Source organism: Aminobacter sp. GW821-FHT11F06 (assembly GCF_058808215.1).
The window spans coordinates 672,944-685,595 of sequence record NZ_JBXARL010000003.1 but is presented as its reverse complement, the minus strand read 5'-3'; the positions used below and the strand labels follow the sequence as shown (position 1 = coordinate 685,595).

At 61.9% G+C, this 12,652-nt stretch carries 15 protein-coding genes; 4 read left to right on the top strand and 11 right to left on the bottom strand.

The genetic code is table 11. From position 1 onward, the window contains the following. The first annotated feature begins 150 nt into the window (after positions 1-150). Positions 151-666 carry a GNAT family N-acetyltransferase gene (locus AC1RTB_RS11195; protein ID WP_492882042.1) on the top strand — a complete coding sequence of 172 codons (516 nt, stop codon included), beginning with the start codon at positions 151-153 and terminating at the stop codon, positions 664-666. A 23-nt stretch (positions 667-689) separates the two neighbouring features. Here AC1RTB_RS11195 and AC1RTB_RS11190 read toward each other — a convergent pair whose 3' ends face one another. The 4 genes from AC1RTB_RS11190 to AC1RTB_RS11175 are packed head-to-tail and all read right to left on the bottom strand — an operon-like array spanning position 690 to position 2,950. Continuing rightward, entirely contained in the window at positions 690-1,046 is a 357-nt protein-coding gene (locus AC1RTB_RS11190) for a nitrile hydratase accessory protein (protein WP_492882043.1), read from the bottom strand. Continuing rightward, on the bottom strand, positions 1,033-1,692 hold the full coding sequence (gene nthB, locus AC1RTB_RS11185; protein WP_492882044.1) for a nitrile hydratase subunit beta: 660 nt from the start codon (positions 1,690-1,692) through the stop codon (positions 1,033-1,035). The genes AC1RTB_RS11190 and nthB overlap by 14 nt, the downstream gene beginning before the upstream one ends. Continuing rightward, on the bottom strand, positions 1,689-2,306 hold the full coding sequence (gene nthA, locus AC1RTB_RS11180) for a nitrile hydratase subunit alpha (RefSeq protein ID WP_492882045.1): 618 nt from the start codon (positions 2,304-2,306) through the stop codon (positions 1,689-1,691). Before nthA ends, nthB begins: the two co-directional genes overlap by 4 nt. Before the next feature lie 47 nt (positions 2,307-2,353). After that, positions 2,354-2,950 (bottom strand): LysE family translocator, encoded by a 597-nt coding sequence (locus AC1RTB_RS11175; RefSeq protein ID WP_492882046.1) that lies wholly within the window; start codon positions 2,948-2,950, stop codon positions 2,354-2,356. A gap of 227 nt (positions 2,951-3,177) precedes the next feature. On the opposite strand from AC1RTB_RS11175, the gene AC1RTB_RS11170 reads away from it, so the two are divergent. After that, positions 3,178-3,936: a hypothetical protein gene (locus tag AC1RTB_RS11170; protein WP_492882047.1), complete on the top strand. Its 759-nt coding sequence runs from the start codon at positions 3,178-3,180 to the stop codon at positions 3,934-3,936. 42 nt (positions 3,937-3,978) lie between these two features. Here AC1RTB_RS11170 and ilvN read toward each other — a convergent pair whose 3' ends face one another. Then, positions 3,979-4,551, bottom strand: a complete 573-nt coding sequence (gene ilvN / locus AC1RTB_RS11165) for an acetolactate synthase small subunit (protein ID WP_492882048.1) — start codon at positions 4,549-4,551, stop codon at positions 3,979-3,981. 76 nt (positions 4,552-4,627) lie between these two features. After that, positions 4,628-6,412 carry an acetolactate synthase 3 large subunit gene (locus AC1RTB_RS11160; RefSeq protein ID WP_492882049.1) on the bottom strand — a complete coding sequence of 595 codons (1,785 nt, stop codon included), beginning with the start codon at positions 6,410-6,412 and terminating at the stop codon, positions 4,628-4,630. Between the two features lie 365 nt (positions 6,413-6,777). On the opposite strand from AC1RTB_RS11160, the gene AC1RTB_RS11155 reads away from it, so the two are divergent. After that, a complete protein-coding gene (locus AC1RTB_RS11155) occupies positions 6,778-8,604 on the top strand; it encodes an ATP-binding protein (protein WP_492882080.1) in 1,827 nt (608 codons plus the stop codon). 45 nt (positions 8,605-8,649) lie between these two features. Here AC1RTB_RS11155 and AC1RTB_RS11150 read toward each other — a convergent pair whose 3' ends face one another. The 4 genes from AC1RTB_RS11150 to minC all read right to left on the bottom strand — a co-directional run bounded on the left by AC1RTB_RS11150 (position 8,650) and on the right by minC (position 10,887). Next, the gene (locus AC1RTB_RS11150; RefSeq protein ID WP_492882050.1) at positions 8,650-8,961 is read right to left on the bottom strand and encodes a hypothetical protein; all 312 of its coding nucleotides are present in this window, start codon (positions 8,959-8,961) and stop codon (positions 8,650-8,652) included. A 132-nt stretch (positions 8,962-9,093) separates the two neighbouring features. Next, on the bottom strand, positions 9,094-9,357 hold the full coding sequence (minE, locus tag AC1RTB_RS11145) for a cell division topological specificity factor MinE (protein WP_492882051.1): 264 nt from the start codon (positions 9,355-9,357) through the stop codon (positions 9,094-9,096). Further along, positions 9,354-10,169 (bottom strand): septum site-determining protein MinD, encoded by an 816-nt coding sequence (minD, locus tag AC1RTB_RS11140; RefSeq protein ID WP_492882052.1) that lies wholly within the window; start codon positions 10,167-10,169, stop codon positions 9,354-9,356. The genes minE and minD overlap by 4 nt, the downstream gene beginning before the upstream one ends. A 19-nt stretch (positions 10,170-10,188) precedes the next feature. After that, positions 10,189-10,887, bottom strand: a complete 699-nt coding sequence (gene minC / locus AC1RTB_RS11135; RefSeq protein WP_492882053.1) for a septum site-determining protein MinC — start codon at positions 10,885-10,887, stop codon at positions 10,189-10,191. A 361-nt stretch (positions 10,888-11,248) separates the two neighbouring features. Between minC and AC1RTB_RS11130 the strand changes: the two genes are divergently transcribed. Next, on the top strand, positions 11,249-11,785 hold the full coding sequence (locus AC1RTB_RS11130) for an ATP-binding protein (protein WP_492882081.1): 537 nt from the start codon (positions 11,249-11,251) through the stop codon (positions 11,783-11,785). Positions 11,786-11,827: 42 nt separating this feature from the next. Here the strand turns inward: AC1RTB_RS11130 and AC1RTB_RS11125 are convergent, their stop codons facing one another. Then, positions 11,828-12,619, bottom strand: a complete 792-nt coding sequence (locus tag AC1RTB_RS11125; RefSeq protein WP_492882054.1) for a GGDEF domain-containing protein — start codon at positions 12,617-12,619, stop codon at positions 11,828-11,830. Positions 12,620-12,652: the final 33 nt, after the last annotated feature.

Below are 12,652 nucleotides of genomic sequence, written 5' to 3'. Positions count from 1 at the left end.
TAAAGTTGTTATGTAAACCTTATTTTACAATATATAAATTGTGAACACAAGGAGAACAAACGCATCACCTTCAACCTTATCGCGGTTGTCTCGTTGACCGTCTTATGTCCGCACCAAGACTTGACCCGGCAGAGTCGATAGGGTCAGCACATGCAGAACGATCTTGAAGCCCTGCGGATACGCCAACTGGTTGCAGACACTGATGCTCGGGCCGTGCACGCGCTGTATGAGCGCGCCGCTGACTTCGTCGTGCTGGAAACCGGCTCGGAACCGTCGGATACAACGGTTGCGGAGTTCTTCGCGGATTGCCCGCCCGGCGCCGATGTCGCAAGATCGCAGAAGCTCGGGCTGTTCCAGTCTGGTGGTCTGCTCGTTGCGATTGCCGACCTCGCGTTCGGGTACCCCGAAACTGACGATGCCTATATCGGGCTGCTTCTCATTGACGAAAGCTGCCGGGGATTGGGCCTCGGGCGCGTTTTTCTCGAACACCTGACAGGCCTCGCACGGGCGCGCGACGCCAGTCGGCTCCTGATCGCAGTACTGGACAAAAACCCACGCGGGCGCGCCTTTTGGGAACGCGAGGGCTTTCGCCTGCTCGCAAGCTTTCCCGATTTCAAGCTGGGGCGGAAAACGCACGTTCTGCACAGAATGGGACTGCAACTCTAGGCAAGTCGACATAGCTCGCGTCGCTACGAATTGCGATCCCGTTCCGGATCGTTCTCCAGCACGATCGGTTTGCCGTGCGGAGTGGCATGCGCGGCGCGTTCCCAGGCGGCCGCCATGGCGTCGACCTCGTCGTGGCCGGCAAAGCCCTTGTCGGCCAACAGGCGCTCCAGTGCCGCAAGCCAGCGTTCGTAATAGTCACTGCCGTCGCTCGCGGCATCCGGCTTCTTCACCTCGGACGACAGCCGCTCGGCCCACTCCGCCCAGCTGAACAGGCCGCGCTCATGCAGCGCCACCACCATGGCAAAAGCCTCGGCCTGCCATGGCTCGGAAAATACCTGCTCATCACTGATGGCCGGAAGATGCGCTTCATGCCGGCTCAAGATAGCTCTCCCAGGCATCGATGCTGACTTCAAGCGTCGGGTCGGCGCCCTCACCCCACAATTCGCCTGACGTAAACACCACCGTGTAGACCCATTGCGGGTTTTCGCCATGGCCATGCGCGTTGTCGTCGGGAAAGACAAAGCCTTCGCGCACGGCGTCGATCACGCCTTGCTTGCCGCGGGCATAACGCGGCAGCCTTGTGTGGCCGGTAGGGTGAAAATTCTTCGTCCGCACGTGCTGTCCGGCAGTGAACCGCGCCGGCGCAGCAACAGGCCGGTCACAAGGGCCACCCTTGGCAAGCGTCGCCGCCACATTCTCGGCCTTGAGCACTCGCTTGGGTGTTGCCGCAGGGTCGACGGCATCGCCTGCCGCAAGATCGCGCGCGGTGATAAAACCATGGCGCTCGAGCAGGCCCTCCAGCGCCTTGATCCAGATTTCATAGTAGCTCGATCTGTAATAGTCGGCGGGACGCAGGTTTTCGCGCTTGTGCCGGCTTTCATCGATGTTCCACGCGCCCATGGCACCCGCCGTCAGCGTCACGCCTAGCGCGCGTTTTTCCCATTCGGCGTGGAAATAGGGCTCGTCCTTCTCGGGCGCGATCGGCCCAAAGCCCATCTGCCCGCCAAGATCGTGGGGACCGTTCATGCGACCTCCCTGGCAAGGCCAGTGCCGATCATTGAGTCGCGCGTCACCAGATCGGCCAGTTGCGTCTCGCTCCAGCCTTCCGTGCCCTTGGGACGCTGCGGCACGACGAGGTAGCGCAACTCGGCGGTGGAATCCCAGACGCGGATTTTCTGGTCCACCGGCAGCGCGACGCCAAACTCTTCGAGCACGCCGCGCGGGTCGATCACCGCCCTGCTGCGATATGGCGGCGCCTTGTACCAGACCGGCGGCAGGCCGAGCACCGACCACGGATAACAGGAGCACAGCGTGCAAACGACGAGGTTGTGGGTCTCGTCGGTGTTGAACACCGCCTGCATGTGCTCGCCCTGGCGGCCGGTGAAGCCGAGCGAGGCGATGGCCGCTGTTGCATCGCGTTTCAGCCAATCGGCATAATCTGGATCGCTCCACGCTTTCGCCACCACGGCAGCACCGTTGCGCGGGCCGATCTTGGTCTCGTAGGTGTCGACGATGACGTCGATCGCCGCCGGATCGATCAGCCCCTTTTTGGTGAGGATCGTCTCCAGCGCCCGCACCCGTGCGGCCATCGGATCAAGTTCGTTGTCGTGATGGTGGTCGTGGTCATGATCGTGCGACATGGCCGAAAGCTATGCCCGCGCGTGTGGCTGTGCAAGCCAATCGATGCTCACTTCAACATTGGCCACAGCGTCGCGGCAAGCAGCAGACCCATGGCGATGTTGAACCATTTGAGCCGCACCGGATCGGCGAGAAAGCCGCGCAACGCCATCCCGAACCCGGCCCAGGTCGAAACGCTCGGCAGATTGACCAGCGCGAAGGCGCCAGAGATCAGCAGTACCGACAGGAACGGCGCTTCCGGGCTGGTGTAGACCGCCATCGCCGTCACCGCCATCACCCAGGCCTTGGGGTTGATCCACTGGAATGCGGCAGCTTCCAAAAAGGTAATCGGACGCGTCCTGGTGTCACCGTCCTTGCCGAGCGAGCGCGACATGCCGATCCGCCAGGCGAGATAAAGCAGATAGGCCCCGCCGGCGATCTTGAGCACCGTGTGCAGCGCTGGAAAGGCCGTCAGCACGGCCCCCAGGCCGAAGCCAACGCCCAAAAGCAGCGAAAGAAAACCACCGCCGATGCCCAGCATATGCGGAATGGTGCGCACGAAACCGAAATTGACGCCTGAGGCGAGCAGCATGAAGTTGTTCGGCCCCGGCGTGATCGAGGTCACGAAGGCATAGACCAGCAGTGCGAGGAATGCGTCGTACGACATCGTTTGTCGTCCTATTTTAAGTCAGCATTATTGACCCTATTGGCGCATGGTTAAAGAGCACAAATCGGGTCTGTGGGCTAGGCCAGCGGGGGCGTTGTAGCCGAGCAGTCGATGAACGGCGGCCGTTTGATAGCATGCAGCCCCCCAAAAAAGCTTGCTCGACGGACCGATCAGGCCTTATTCCAAAGCATATGGACTGAACAGCAACTGACTCTCGGGGGGAGAAAATGTCAGCAACTGCCAAAGTCGAGGCTGCAAACAGCCTCACCCGGGAACTCATCGATCACGCGATAACGAGCATCGAGGCGTCCGACCGGTTCTCCCTGCCCTTTCCGCACATTTTCTTCCGCGACTTCTTTCCCAGCGATTTCTACGCCGAACTGATCAGGTCGATCCCGACCGAGGGCTACGACCCGATCACCGGCACTGGCACCCGCATGGCGCTGCGTCTCTATGGCGACAATGTCGGCAAGGTCGACGCCGGTGTTCGCGACATGTGGGCGGCGGTGTCGCAGATGCTGACGTCACCCGAAATTGAAGCCGCGATCCGCCATCAGCTTCATGAAGGCCTCGAAATCCGCGCCCGCGGCGACAAGGTCAAGAGCGTCGACGATCTCAGGCTGGTGGCCAAGCCGGTGCTTTACAGCGACAAGGACGGCTACCAGATCAAGCCGCATCCCGATGCGCGCAAGAAGGTCGTGACGATGCAGCTCTACTGTCCCGCCGACGAAACCCAGCGCGACCTTGGAACGACGCTGTATCAGGCTTCACTGAAAGGCCTGTTGAATGTCGGCTCCTATGGGCTGGAGCCGGTCAAGACACTGCCGTTCCTGCCCAATGTCGGCTACGCCTTCGTCGTGCTGAAGGCCTATCACTCGCTGATGAAGATGAGCTGGCATGGCCGCCCGAAAATCCACACGACCATAGAGCAGCCGCGCGTTTCGTTGCTCAACACCTTCTATATCAACGAAAACGTCGGCTTCTGAACAAACACCGCCCGCGCCTTTCGGCTGCGGGCGGTGTATTTTTCACATCCCCTGCGGGCCACGGTTCATCGCCGCAACGCCGGTGCGGCAGACCTCGACCAGGCCGAGCGGCTTCATGATGGCGATGAACTGCTCGATCTTCGACACTTTGCCGGTCAGCTCGAAGATGAAGTGTTCGGTATTGGCGTCGATCACCTTGGCGCGGAAGGCTTCGGCGAGACGTAGCGCCTCGACCCGAGCCTCGCCGGTGCCGGCCACCTTGACCAGTGCCAGTTCCCGCGCCAGCGCGCCACCGGTGCCAAGCTCCTGCGCCATGACGGTCAGGTCGACGACGCGATGCACCGGCACGATGCGCTCGAGCTGGTGCTTGATCTGCTCCAGCACATGCGGTGTGCCGCGCGTCACGATGGTGATGCGCGACAGGTGCTTCTCGTGCTCGGTCTCCGAGACGGTCAGGCTTTCGATGTTGTAGCCTCGGCCGGAAAACAGGCCGATGACGCGGGCGAGCACGCCCGGTTCGTTGTCGACAAGCACCGATAGCGTGTGGTTTTCCGGATTCTCGGTTTCCTTGGCGATGAAATAGGCCGAGCCGGTGGGTTGTAGCTGTGCGTTCATAAGATGAATCTCGATCTTAGGCGGTTGCGCTAACTCGTTGATTGCGCGGCCTTCCGTGAAGGCCGCACGCGATCCGTCACACCAATTCGCGGCCCTTGGCGTCGATGGCGTTGGCCACCGCCTCGTCGGTCGCTTCGTCTGGCAGCAACATCTCGTTATGCGCCTTGCCCGAAGGGATCATCGGGAAGCAATTGGCGAGCGTGGCCACGCGGCAATCGAAGATCACCGGCTTCTTCACCGAAATCATCTCCTTGATTGCATCGTCGAGTTCGTCGGGCTTGTCGCAGCGAATGCCGTGACCGCCATAGGCTTCGGCCAGCTTGACGAAATCGGGCATCGCCTCGGTGTAGGAGTGCGACAGCCGGTTGCCATGCAGCAGCTGCTGCCACTGGCGCACCATGCCCATGTATTGGTTGTTCAGGATGAAGATCTTGATCGGCGCGCCATACTGGATCGCCGTGCTCATCTCCTGGATGCACATCTGCACCGAGGCGTCGCCGGCAATGTCGATGACCAGCGATTCAGGATGCGCGATCTGCACGCCCAGTGCCGCCGGCAGGCCATACCCCATCGTGCCGAGGCCACCTGACGTCATCCAGCGGTTGGGCTTTTCGAAGCCGTAGTGCTGCGCCGCCCACATCTGGTGCTGGCCGACCTCTGTCGTGATGTAGGTGTCGAGATGCTTGGTCAGTTCATAGAGCCGCTGGATGGCGTATTGCGGCATGATCACGTCGTGATTGTGCTTGTAGGCAAAGGAATCGCGGGCCCGCCACTTGGCGATCTGCTCCCACCACGGGTACAGCGCCTTCTTGTCGGCCTTGGCGGTCGCCCGCCACAGCCGCACCATGTCTTCGAGCACCCGGCCGACGTCGCCCAGGATCGGCACGTCGGCGCGCACGTTCTTGTTGATCGACGACGGATCGATGTCGATGTGGATCTTCTTGGAATTCGGCGAGAACGCGTTCAGGCGGCCTGTGATACGGTCGTCGAAACGCGCGCCGATGCAGACCATGACGTCGCAGTCATGCATCACCATGTTGGCTTCATAGCTGCCGTGCATGCCCAGCATGCCGAGCCAGTTCTTGCCCGATTTCGGATAGGCACCCAGTCCCATCAGCGTCGAGGTGATCGGAAAGCCGGTCAGCTCGACGAGTTCGCGCAGCAACTGGCTTGCCTCGGGACCCGAATTGACCACGCCACCGCCGGAATAGATGACCGGGCGCTTGGCACTCGCCATCAGCGCCACTGCTTCCTTGATCTTCTCCAAGTCGCCCTGGACCTTGGGCTGGTAGGAGGTGCGCGGCGCCGTCTGCGGCGGCGTGTAGATGCCCTTGGCAAACTGCACGTCCTTGGGGATGTCGACAACGACGGGACCGGGACGGCCGGTCGTAGCGACATGGAACGCCTCATGCAGGATGCGGGCGAGATCGTTGACGTCCTTTACCAGCCAGTTGTGCTTGGTGCACGGCCGGGTGATGCCAATGGTGTCGCATTCCTGGAAAGCATCGGAGCCGATCAGCGAGGTCGGAACCTGGCCGGTGATGCAGACCAGCGGGATCGAATCCATCAGCGCGTCCTGAAGCGGCGTCACCGCATTGGTGGCGCCGGGACCCGAGGTCACCAGCATCACGCCGGGCTTGCCGGTCGAGCGCGCGTAGCCTTCGGCGGCATGCCCCGCGCCCTGCTCGTGGCGCACCAGGATGTGCTGGACGTCGTCCTGCTGGAACAGCTCGTCATAGATCGGAAGGACGGCGCCGCCGGGATAACCGAAGAGGTGCTTGACGCCATTGTCCTTCAGCGCCTGCACCACCATCTCGGCGCCGGTCATTTCGCGTCGTCCGCTGTCACTGTGTCCGCTCATCGGTCCGTCCCGTCTTTCCTTCGCCGTTTTCGGCGGTTGCTGCTCGTTTAGTCCTGTTTCGGGCAATAAAAAAGGCCCCCGAGGGAGCCTTCACATCTGCGCATGGGGGGATTTCGCCCGGCGGTTACACCGCCTTGCCCACGCGCAATCCTACTACGAGAATGAGTGTCTTGTTCATGGCGCGGACGTTAATGCGCAAGACGGCGAGCTGTCAACCGGACCGGGACAAATTTTCCGCAACGTCACTCAGCTCACCGATAGCTCAAATTGGAGCGATCCTCTTAACCCTGCCTACACCATCCGCCATCACCCCACTTTAACCGCCCTGCGCTATGTCTGGCAAAGGCGATTGGGGAATGAAGCCGATGTACATGGAACGTCAGGCCGCTGGTGGCGAGACCACTCCGCAGGAGCGGCGCGATCCCAAGCAGGACGATGCCCGCATCCTTGGCAATGTCGTGCAGTGCGACGGCGCCCGCGCCGTCATCAGCGCCTATGCCGAGGCCGGTGGCCCAAACACCATCGGTCTGTGGACCGTCGGGCGCATGATCTGCATCAATCTCGGCGAAACGCGCACCATCGGGCTTGTCTATTCCATCGCCAAGTCGGACCGCTCGTGGAGCAGCCAGGGCGACAACCCCATCGAGGTCAATGTCGAGCTGATCGGCGAGGTCCGCGACGCCGGCCCGGACAAGCGCCCGGTCTTCGACCGCGGCATCACCGTTTATCCCTATATTGGCGCTGTCGCCCACCGCATCCGCACCCGCGACCTCCAGGCGGTCTACGACCTTGCCGGGCGCCGCACCGTCACCATCGGGCAGTTGTCGCAGGACGACAGCATCGACGCCTGCATCGCCATCGACGAGACCCTTGCCCGCCACTTCGCCGTTGTCGGTACCACCGGCGTAGGTAAGTCGACCGCCGTGTCGCTTCTGCTGCGCAAGGCGATCGCCGCGCGGCCAGATCTGCGCGTGCTGATCATGGACCCGCACAACGAGTTCGCGGCCTCGCTGCCCGAATATTGCGTCAAGGTCGATTCCAACACGCTCGACCTGCCGTTCTGGCTGTTTCGCCTCGAAGAGTTCGCCGAAGTGCTGTTTCGTGGCCGCGAGACCGACGCCGAGGAGATCGATGTGCTGCGCGACCTCATCCCGGTCGCCAAGAACCTCTATCGAAGCCCGCAAGGCGGCGCCTTCCTGCGCCGTGGTGTCGATGCGCTGACCGCCGACACACCCGTGCCCTACCGCATCGCCGATCTGATCAAGCAGATCGACGAACGCATGGGCATGCTCGAATCGAAGAACGAGCGGCCGATCCTGAAATCGCTGCGCAGCCGCATCGAATCCGCACTTGCTGACCCGCGCTACCGCTTCATGTTCCATTCCAGGCTCATCGAAGACACCATCCACGAAACCATCGGCAACATCTTCCGCGTGCCGACCCACGGCCGCCCGGTCACCTGCTTCGAGATGGCCGGCATGCCCTCGGAAGTGGTGAACTCCGTCTGCTCGGTCCTCGCCCGCCTCGCCTTCGATCTTGCTTTGTGGAGCGAAGGCCGCCTCAAGCTGCTTCTGCTGTGCGAGGAAGCGCACCGCTACATGCCCGCCGACCACCGGCTTGGCTTCGCGCCGACCCGGCATGCGCTGTCGCGCATCGCCAAGGAAGGCCGCAAATATGGCTGCTATCTCGGCGTCGTCACCCAGCGCCCGGGCGAACTCGATCCCACCATCCTGTCGCAATGCTCGACGGTTTTCGCCATGCGCCTTGCCAATGAGCAGGACCAGGCGATCATCCGCTCGGCCATCGCCGACTCTTCGGCCTCGACGCTCTCGTTCCTGTCGTCGATGGGCCAGCGCGAGGCCATCGCCTTTGGCGAAGGCGTTGCCACCACCATGCGGCTGAAATTCGAAAAGCTGTCGGACGAACTCATCCCCGGCGTCGGCAAGCGGGCCACTGAGGCTCCGCTAGGCAATGGCGACGACGTCGACCTCGTCGCCGTGGTCGAGCGCTTGCGCAATGTGCCAAAACCGCAGGCAGCGGCACTCGGCTTCGCCGAGATCGTCGATGCCCAGCGCCAGGCCGGTGACACCGATTTTCGCAAGCCGCCGGCCAAACCGCAGCCCGACGATGACTTCGACACCCGCTTCGGCTTGCGCCCATCGACCTTCGGCGGCCGCCCGCCACAAGGCTGAGACTCTGAAACGAGCAGCGGTTGGCTGTCCGGCAGCACCTGTATCTCAGATGCCGGAACCATCCAGTTGTTCTTCGTCCTCGCCTTCCCAGGGTGTCGGCATGGCGGCTGAGTTCTTGCTCAGATTGGCTTTTGGCAGCGGCATCCAGCACTTCAGTTCCGGGTCGGCATAACCAATCACGCAACCTGGATAGGAGTCGGCAGCGCGCCAGCCTTCGATGCCGGCCGCGTCGGGCCTGGCCCAATACGCCACGTCAACTTCCGCCGGCCCCTGTTCAGACGGCCGCACCGTGACAAGGATTCGGCTGCCATCCCTTGGCGCGCTTGCCATGTGTCGCCAGCGATCGGGATCGTCCATCGCATTCCTCCTCCACGCTTCAACTGGCCGCCGCGCGAAGTGCGGCGTCCGTCACCAGTGTTGCTGCGTTGAAGAAAGACGTCCAGCGGCAAGTTCGCGCGCAGGCCTGTTTTGGCCTCCGCGCGCCGCCGTTCATGACGCGGCTGAGGCACCTGCATTGGGGATGTGGATGTCGATCTCAAGCGTCGATGTCGTTGCACCGCGATCCATGGTTATGCGCACATCGTCCTGATTGACCTGAATGTGCTTGGCGATCACGGCCATGATCTCCTCGCGCAACACGGCAACGAGATCGGGCTGGTTGCGGTTGTTGCGCTCATAGGCAAGCAGGACCTGCAAGCGCTCGCGCGCCACGGGCGCACTGCCGCGACGTTTGAAGAGGTCGAACAGGTTCATGCCACCCTCCTTCCCAAAAGCCGGTTAAGCAGGCCCCTCTTCTCGACCGGCAGGACCACGGGAACGTCCTCGCCCAGCAGTCTTTTCGCCGCGTCGACATAGGCGCGCGCGGCTGCGTTGGTGGGCTCGTTGAGCGTCACCGGCGAGCCGACGTTGGATGCGCGCAAGACACCCTGGTTCTCCGGAATGATGCCCAAAAGCGGCGTCGACAGGATTTCCAGGATATCATCGATGCTGAGCATCTCGCCGCGCGCGGCGCGCCCTGCATCAAAGCGGGTGACGAGAATGTGCTTGATGACGTCCTCGCCCTGCTCGGCCTTCAACGTCTTGGAATCGAGCAAGCCGATGATGCGATCGGAATCGCGGACCGAACTCACTTCGGGATTGGTGACGATGACCGCCTCGTCGGCAAAGCGCATGGCAAGTTGCGCGCCGCGCTCGATGCCGGCCGGGCTGTCGCACAAAACGTAGTCGAATTTTTCGCGCAGCTTGCCGATCACCCGCGCCACACCTTCCTCGGTAAGGGCGTCCTTGTCGCGGGTTTGCGACGCGGGCAACAGGAACAGCGTTTCCAGGCGCTTGTCGCGGATCAAGGCCTGCGAAAGCTTGGCCACCCCTTGCGTCACATTGACGAGATCGAACACCACGCGCCGCTCGGCGCCCATGACCAGGTCGAGATTGCGCAAGCCAACGTCGAAGTCGATGAGAGCGACCCTCTTGCCGGACTGGGCCAAAGCGGCTCCAAGGGCGGCAGTCGAGGTCGTTTTGCCAACGCCTCCCTTGCCTGATGTGACAACCACTACTTTGGCCATGTTCTAATCTCCAATGTTGTCAGTTGAGAGCCGCGACCACGACGCCGCCGTCGTCGAGGAAGGCCTGTATCGGCTTGCCCCGCGAGGATGTTTCCATGTCCTCCGCAGTGCGGTACCAGCCATCCACTGCGAGAAGCTCCGCTTCGTTTTTCCGGCAGAAGATGCGTGCCTTGCGGTTCCCCCAGGCACCGGCGAAAGCCCGCCCGCGCAAGGCACCGTAGACGTGAATTGACCCGCCAGCCATGATTTCGGAACCGGAGCCGGCCGAGCCAAGCACGATCACATCGCCATCTGGATGAAAGATCGACTGGCCCGAGCGGATCGGCGCTTCGACGATCAGCGTGGTGGATGGCAGCGGCTCTTCCGGCTTGGCCGGCTCGGCGGGCGCTTCCTCGATGACGGCCTCCCTGGCGCCGATCAGCAGCGGTGGCAGGTCGGGGTCCAGGGCATCGACGCCTTTGTTTTCGATCGCGTAGATTCGTATGCCGCGCTCGGTGAGTTGCGACACCAGGCCTGCGATGTCGTCCAGTTCCGGCTTGAGCACGTTCAGGTCAAGCACCACGGGGCGGCCTGCAAAGAAGCCGGGAGAGTTTGCGATCCAGCCATCCAGGCTTTGCAGCCACTCTTCCAGGGGAGCTTCCGGCACCAATGCGAAGACGACAAACGAGCGCGCACGAAAGCGTATGGACTTCTTCTGGTCGGCGGCAACGCTGTTCACGGGGGCAGGTCCTTGCGAGGTGAATCGCGGGTGTAGGCGATGGTGAACAAAACGTAAATCGCATTTCGTACGCCTACAGCAACTCGCCTCCGCCGGTTTTCTCACCTTGTTGCCTAGCCGTAACGGCCGGAATTTCAGCACCGAAAAGGCCTGAGGCACGCCCGGTCAGGTTCACTTCGCCGGGCGAATTTTAGCTGTGGAAAATATTTGGCGTGTCGGCAATCGGCACTGAATTGCCTGTTTGGATCGACAGCTTGAGCGCGACTTTCCAAACTCTGCCGGGACCGATGGTGTGTTGCGTCGTTGAAGAAGGACGTCCAGCATCGAGGCAGATTCGCGGATGGCCCAGAGGCGGCACATGATCGATCTTGCAGGCGAAATTCTCATCCTGACCGGCACGCCGGGGTCCGGGAAAACGACGACAGCACAGGCCCTCGCCAATGAGCCAGGGTCGAGAAAGGTGCATCTTCACGCCGACGATTTCTGGCATTTCATCAAGCATGGCGCGGTCGCGCCCTATCTGCCCGAGGCCCATGACCAGAACAGGGTCGTGGTAGACGTTCTGGCGAAAGTGGCGGAAGGATATGCCGAGGGTGGCTATTTCGTCATCGTGGACGGCATTATAGGCCCGTGGTTCCTGCCGCCCTTCAAGGCGCTGACCGTGCCGCTGCACTACATCGTGCTTCGCCCGCCGCTCGATGTCGCCATCCAGCGATGCCGTGATCGTGGCGGTGACACGCTGTCCGATCCCGAACCCATCACCGCACTTCACCAGCAATTTTCATCGCTGGGAGAGCTTGAAAGGCATACCCTCCCGACGGAGGGCCTCGGTCGGGAAGAAACACTTAGCAAGGTGATGAGCGCCACGCACAGTGGAGCATTTCGCCTGCGGCCATGACGGCCTCAGGCGAGCCAGCACCACAAACTCAGCGACATTAATTCAGGCGCAGACGCGATTGCGGCCCTGCCGTTTGGCTTCGTAGAGTTGCTTGTCGGCGCGGCGATAGAACTCTTCGGCGGTCTCTTCCCTGTCCCACAAGGCAAGGCCAACACTGGAAGTGACATTGAGCTGGGACCCGGCCGTCTCGATGGCCAGCGCGGCAATCGCCTTGCGCATCCTGTCGGCAACGCGCTGCAACAGTTCGAGATCCATGTTGGGCGCAACGACTGCGAATTCCTCGCCGCCGAGCCGCGCCACCACGTCGTGATACCTGGTCATGCTTTTCAGGCACTTGGCGACAGACCGCAGCACCTCATCGCCGGCGTCGTGGCCGTAGGTGTCGTTGACCAGCTTGAAATGGTCGAGGTCGAGGATCATCAGCCCGACCGGCCTGTCGATGCGACGAAATTCGTGAAGGTATTCCTTCAGCGCATCGTCGAAATAGCGCCGGTTCTGCATCCCGGTCAGCCCGTCGGTAAGTGCCGCCTGTTCGAGGTTGCGCGAACGCGCGCTCAGCGAGGCCGTCATTTCGCGCAACTCGCCGCCTTCCTTCACCTGCGTGCGTATCTGCGGAAAGATGAAGAACAGCCCATACACCAGCGTGCCGGTCAAAAGCAGCGCGATCACCAGCAGCAGCGTCTGAAGGGTTTGGATGCTCGCCACGCGCCCGGGCATATACAGTGCGTCGGCCGGACCTTCGACCAGGCTCCAGGCATAGAAAATCGCCAGCGCTGCGGTCAAAATCAGCGCAATGAACACAAAAAACGCAGTTTCAGCCTTGTGAAAGCGCATGGCGACCCAGGTTAAACCCCAGTAGGCGTTATG

Bases quoted from the DNA above. Each gene is read 5' to 3' on its own strand.
- AC1RTB_RS11195 (WP_492882042.1), top strand. From the start codon at position 151: ATGCAGAACGATCTTGAAGCCCTGCGGATACGCCAACTGGTTGCAGAC.
- nthB (WP_492882044.1), bottom strand. From the start codon at position 1,692: ATGAACGGTCCCCACGATCTTGGCGGGCAGATGGGCTTTGGGCCGATC.
- nthA (WP_492882045.1), bottom strand. From the start codon at position 2,306: ATGTCGCACGATCATGACCACGACCACCATCACGACAACGAACTTGAT.
- AC1RTB_RS11175 (WP_492882046.1), bottom strand. From the start codon at position 2,950: ATGTCGTACGACGCATTCCTCGCACTGCTGGTCTATGCCTTCGTGACC.
- AC1RTB_RS11170 (WP_492882047.1), top strand. From the start codon at position 3,178: ATGTCAGCAACTGCCAAAGTCGAGGCTGCAAACAGCCTCACCCGGGAA.
- ilvN (WP_492882048.1), bottom strand. From the start codon at position 4,551: ATGAACGCACAGCTACAACCCACCGGCTCGGCCTATTTCATCGCCAAG.
- AC1RTB_RS11160 (WP_492882049.1), bottom strand. From the start codon at position 6,412: ATGAGCGGACACAGTGACAGCGGACGACGCGAAATGACCGGCGCCGAG.
- AC1RTB_RS11155 (WP_492882080.1), top strand. From the start codon at position 6,778: ATGTACATGGAACGTCAGGCCGCTGGTGGCGAGACCACTCCGCAGGAG.
- AC1RTB_RS11150 (WP_492882050.1), bottom strand. From the start codon at position 8,961: ATGGACGATCCCGATCGCTGGCGACACATGGCAAGCGCGCCAAGGGAT.
- minE (WP_492882051.1), bottom strand. From the start codon at position 9,357: ATGAACCTGTTCGACCTCTTCAAACGTCGCGGCAGTGCGCCCGTGGCG.
- minD (WP_492882052.1), bottom strand. From the start codon at position 10,169: ATGGCCAAAGTAGTGGTTGTCACATCAGGCAAGGGAGGCGTTGGCAAA.
- AC1RTB_RS11125 (WP_492882054.1), bottom strand. From the start codon at position 12,619: ATGCGCTTTCACAAGGCTGAAACTGCGTTTTTTGTGTTCATTGCGCTG.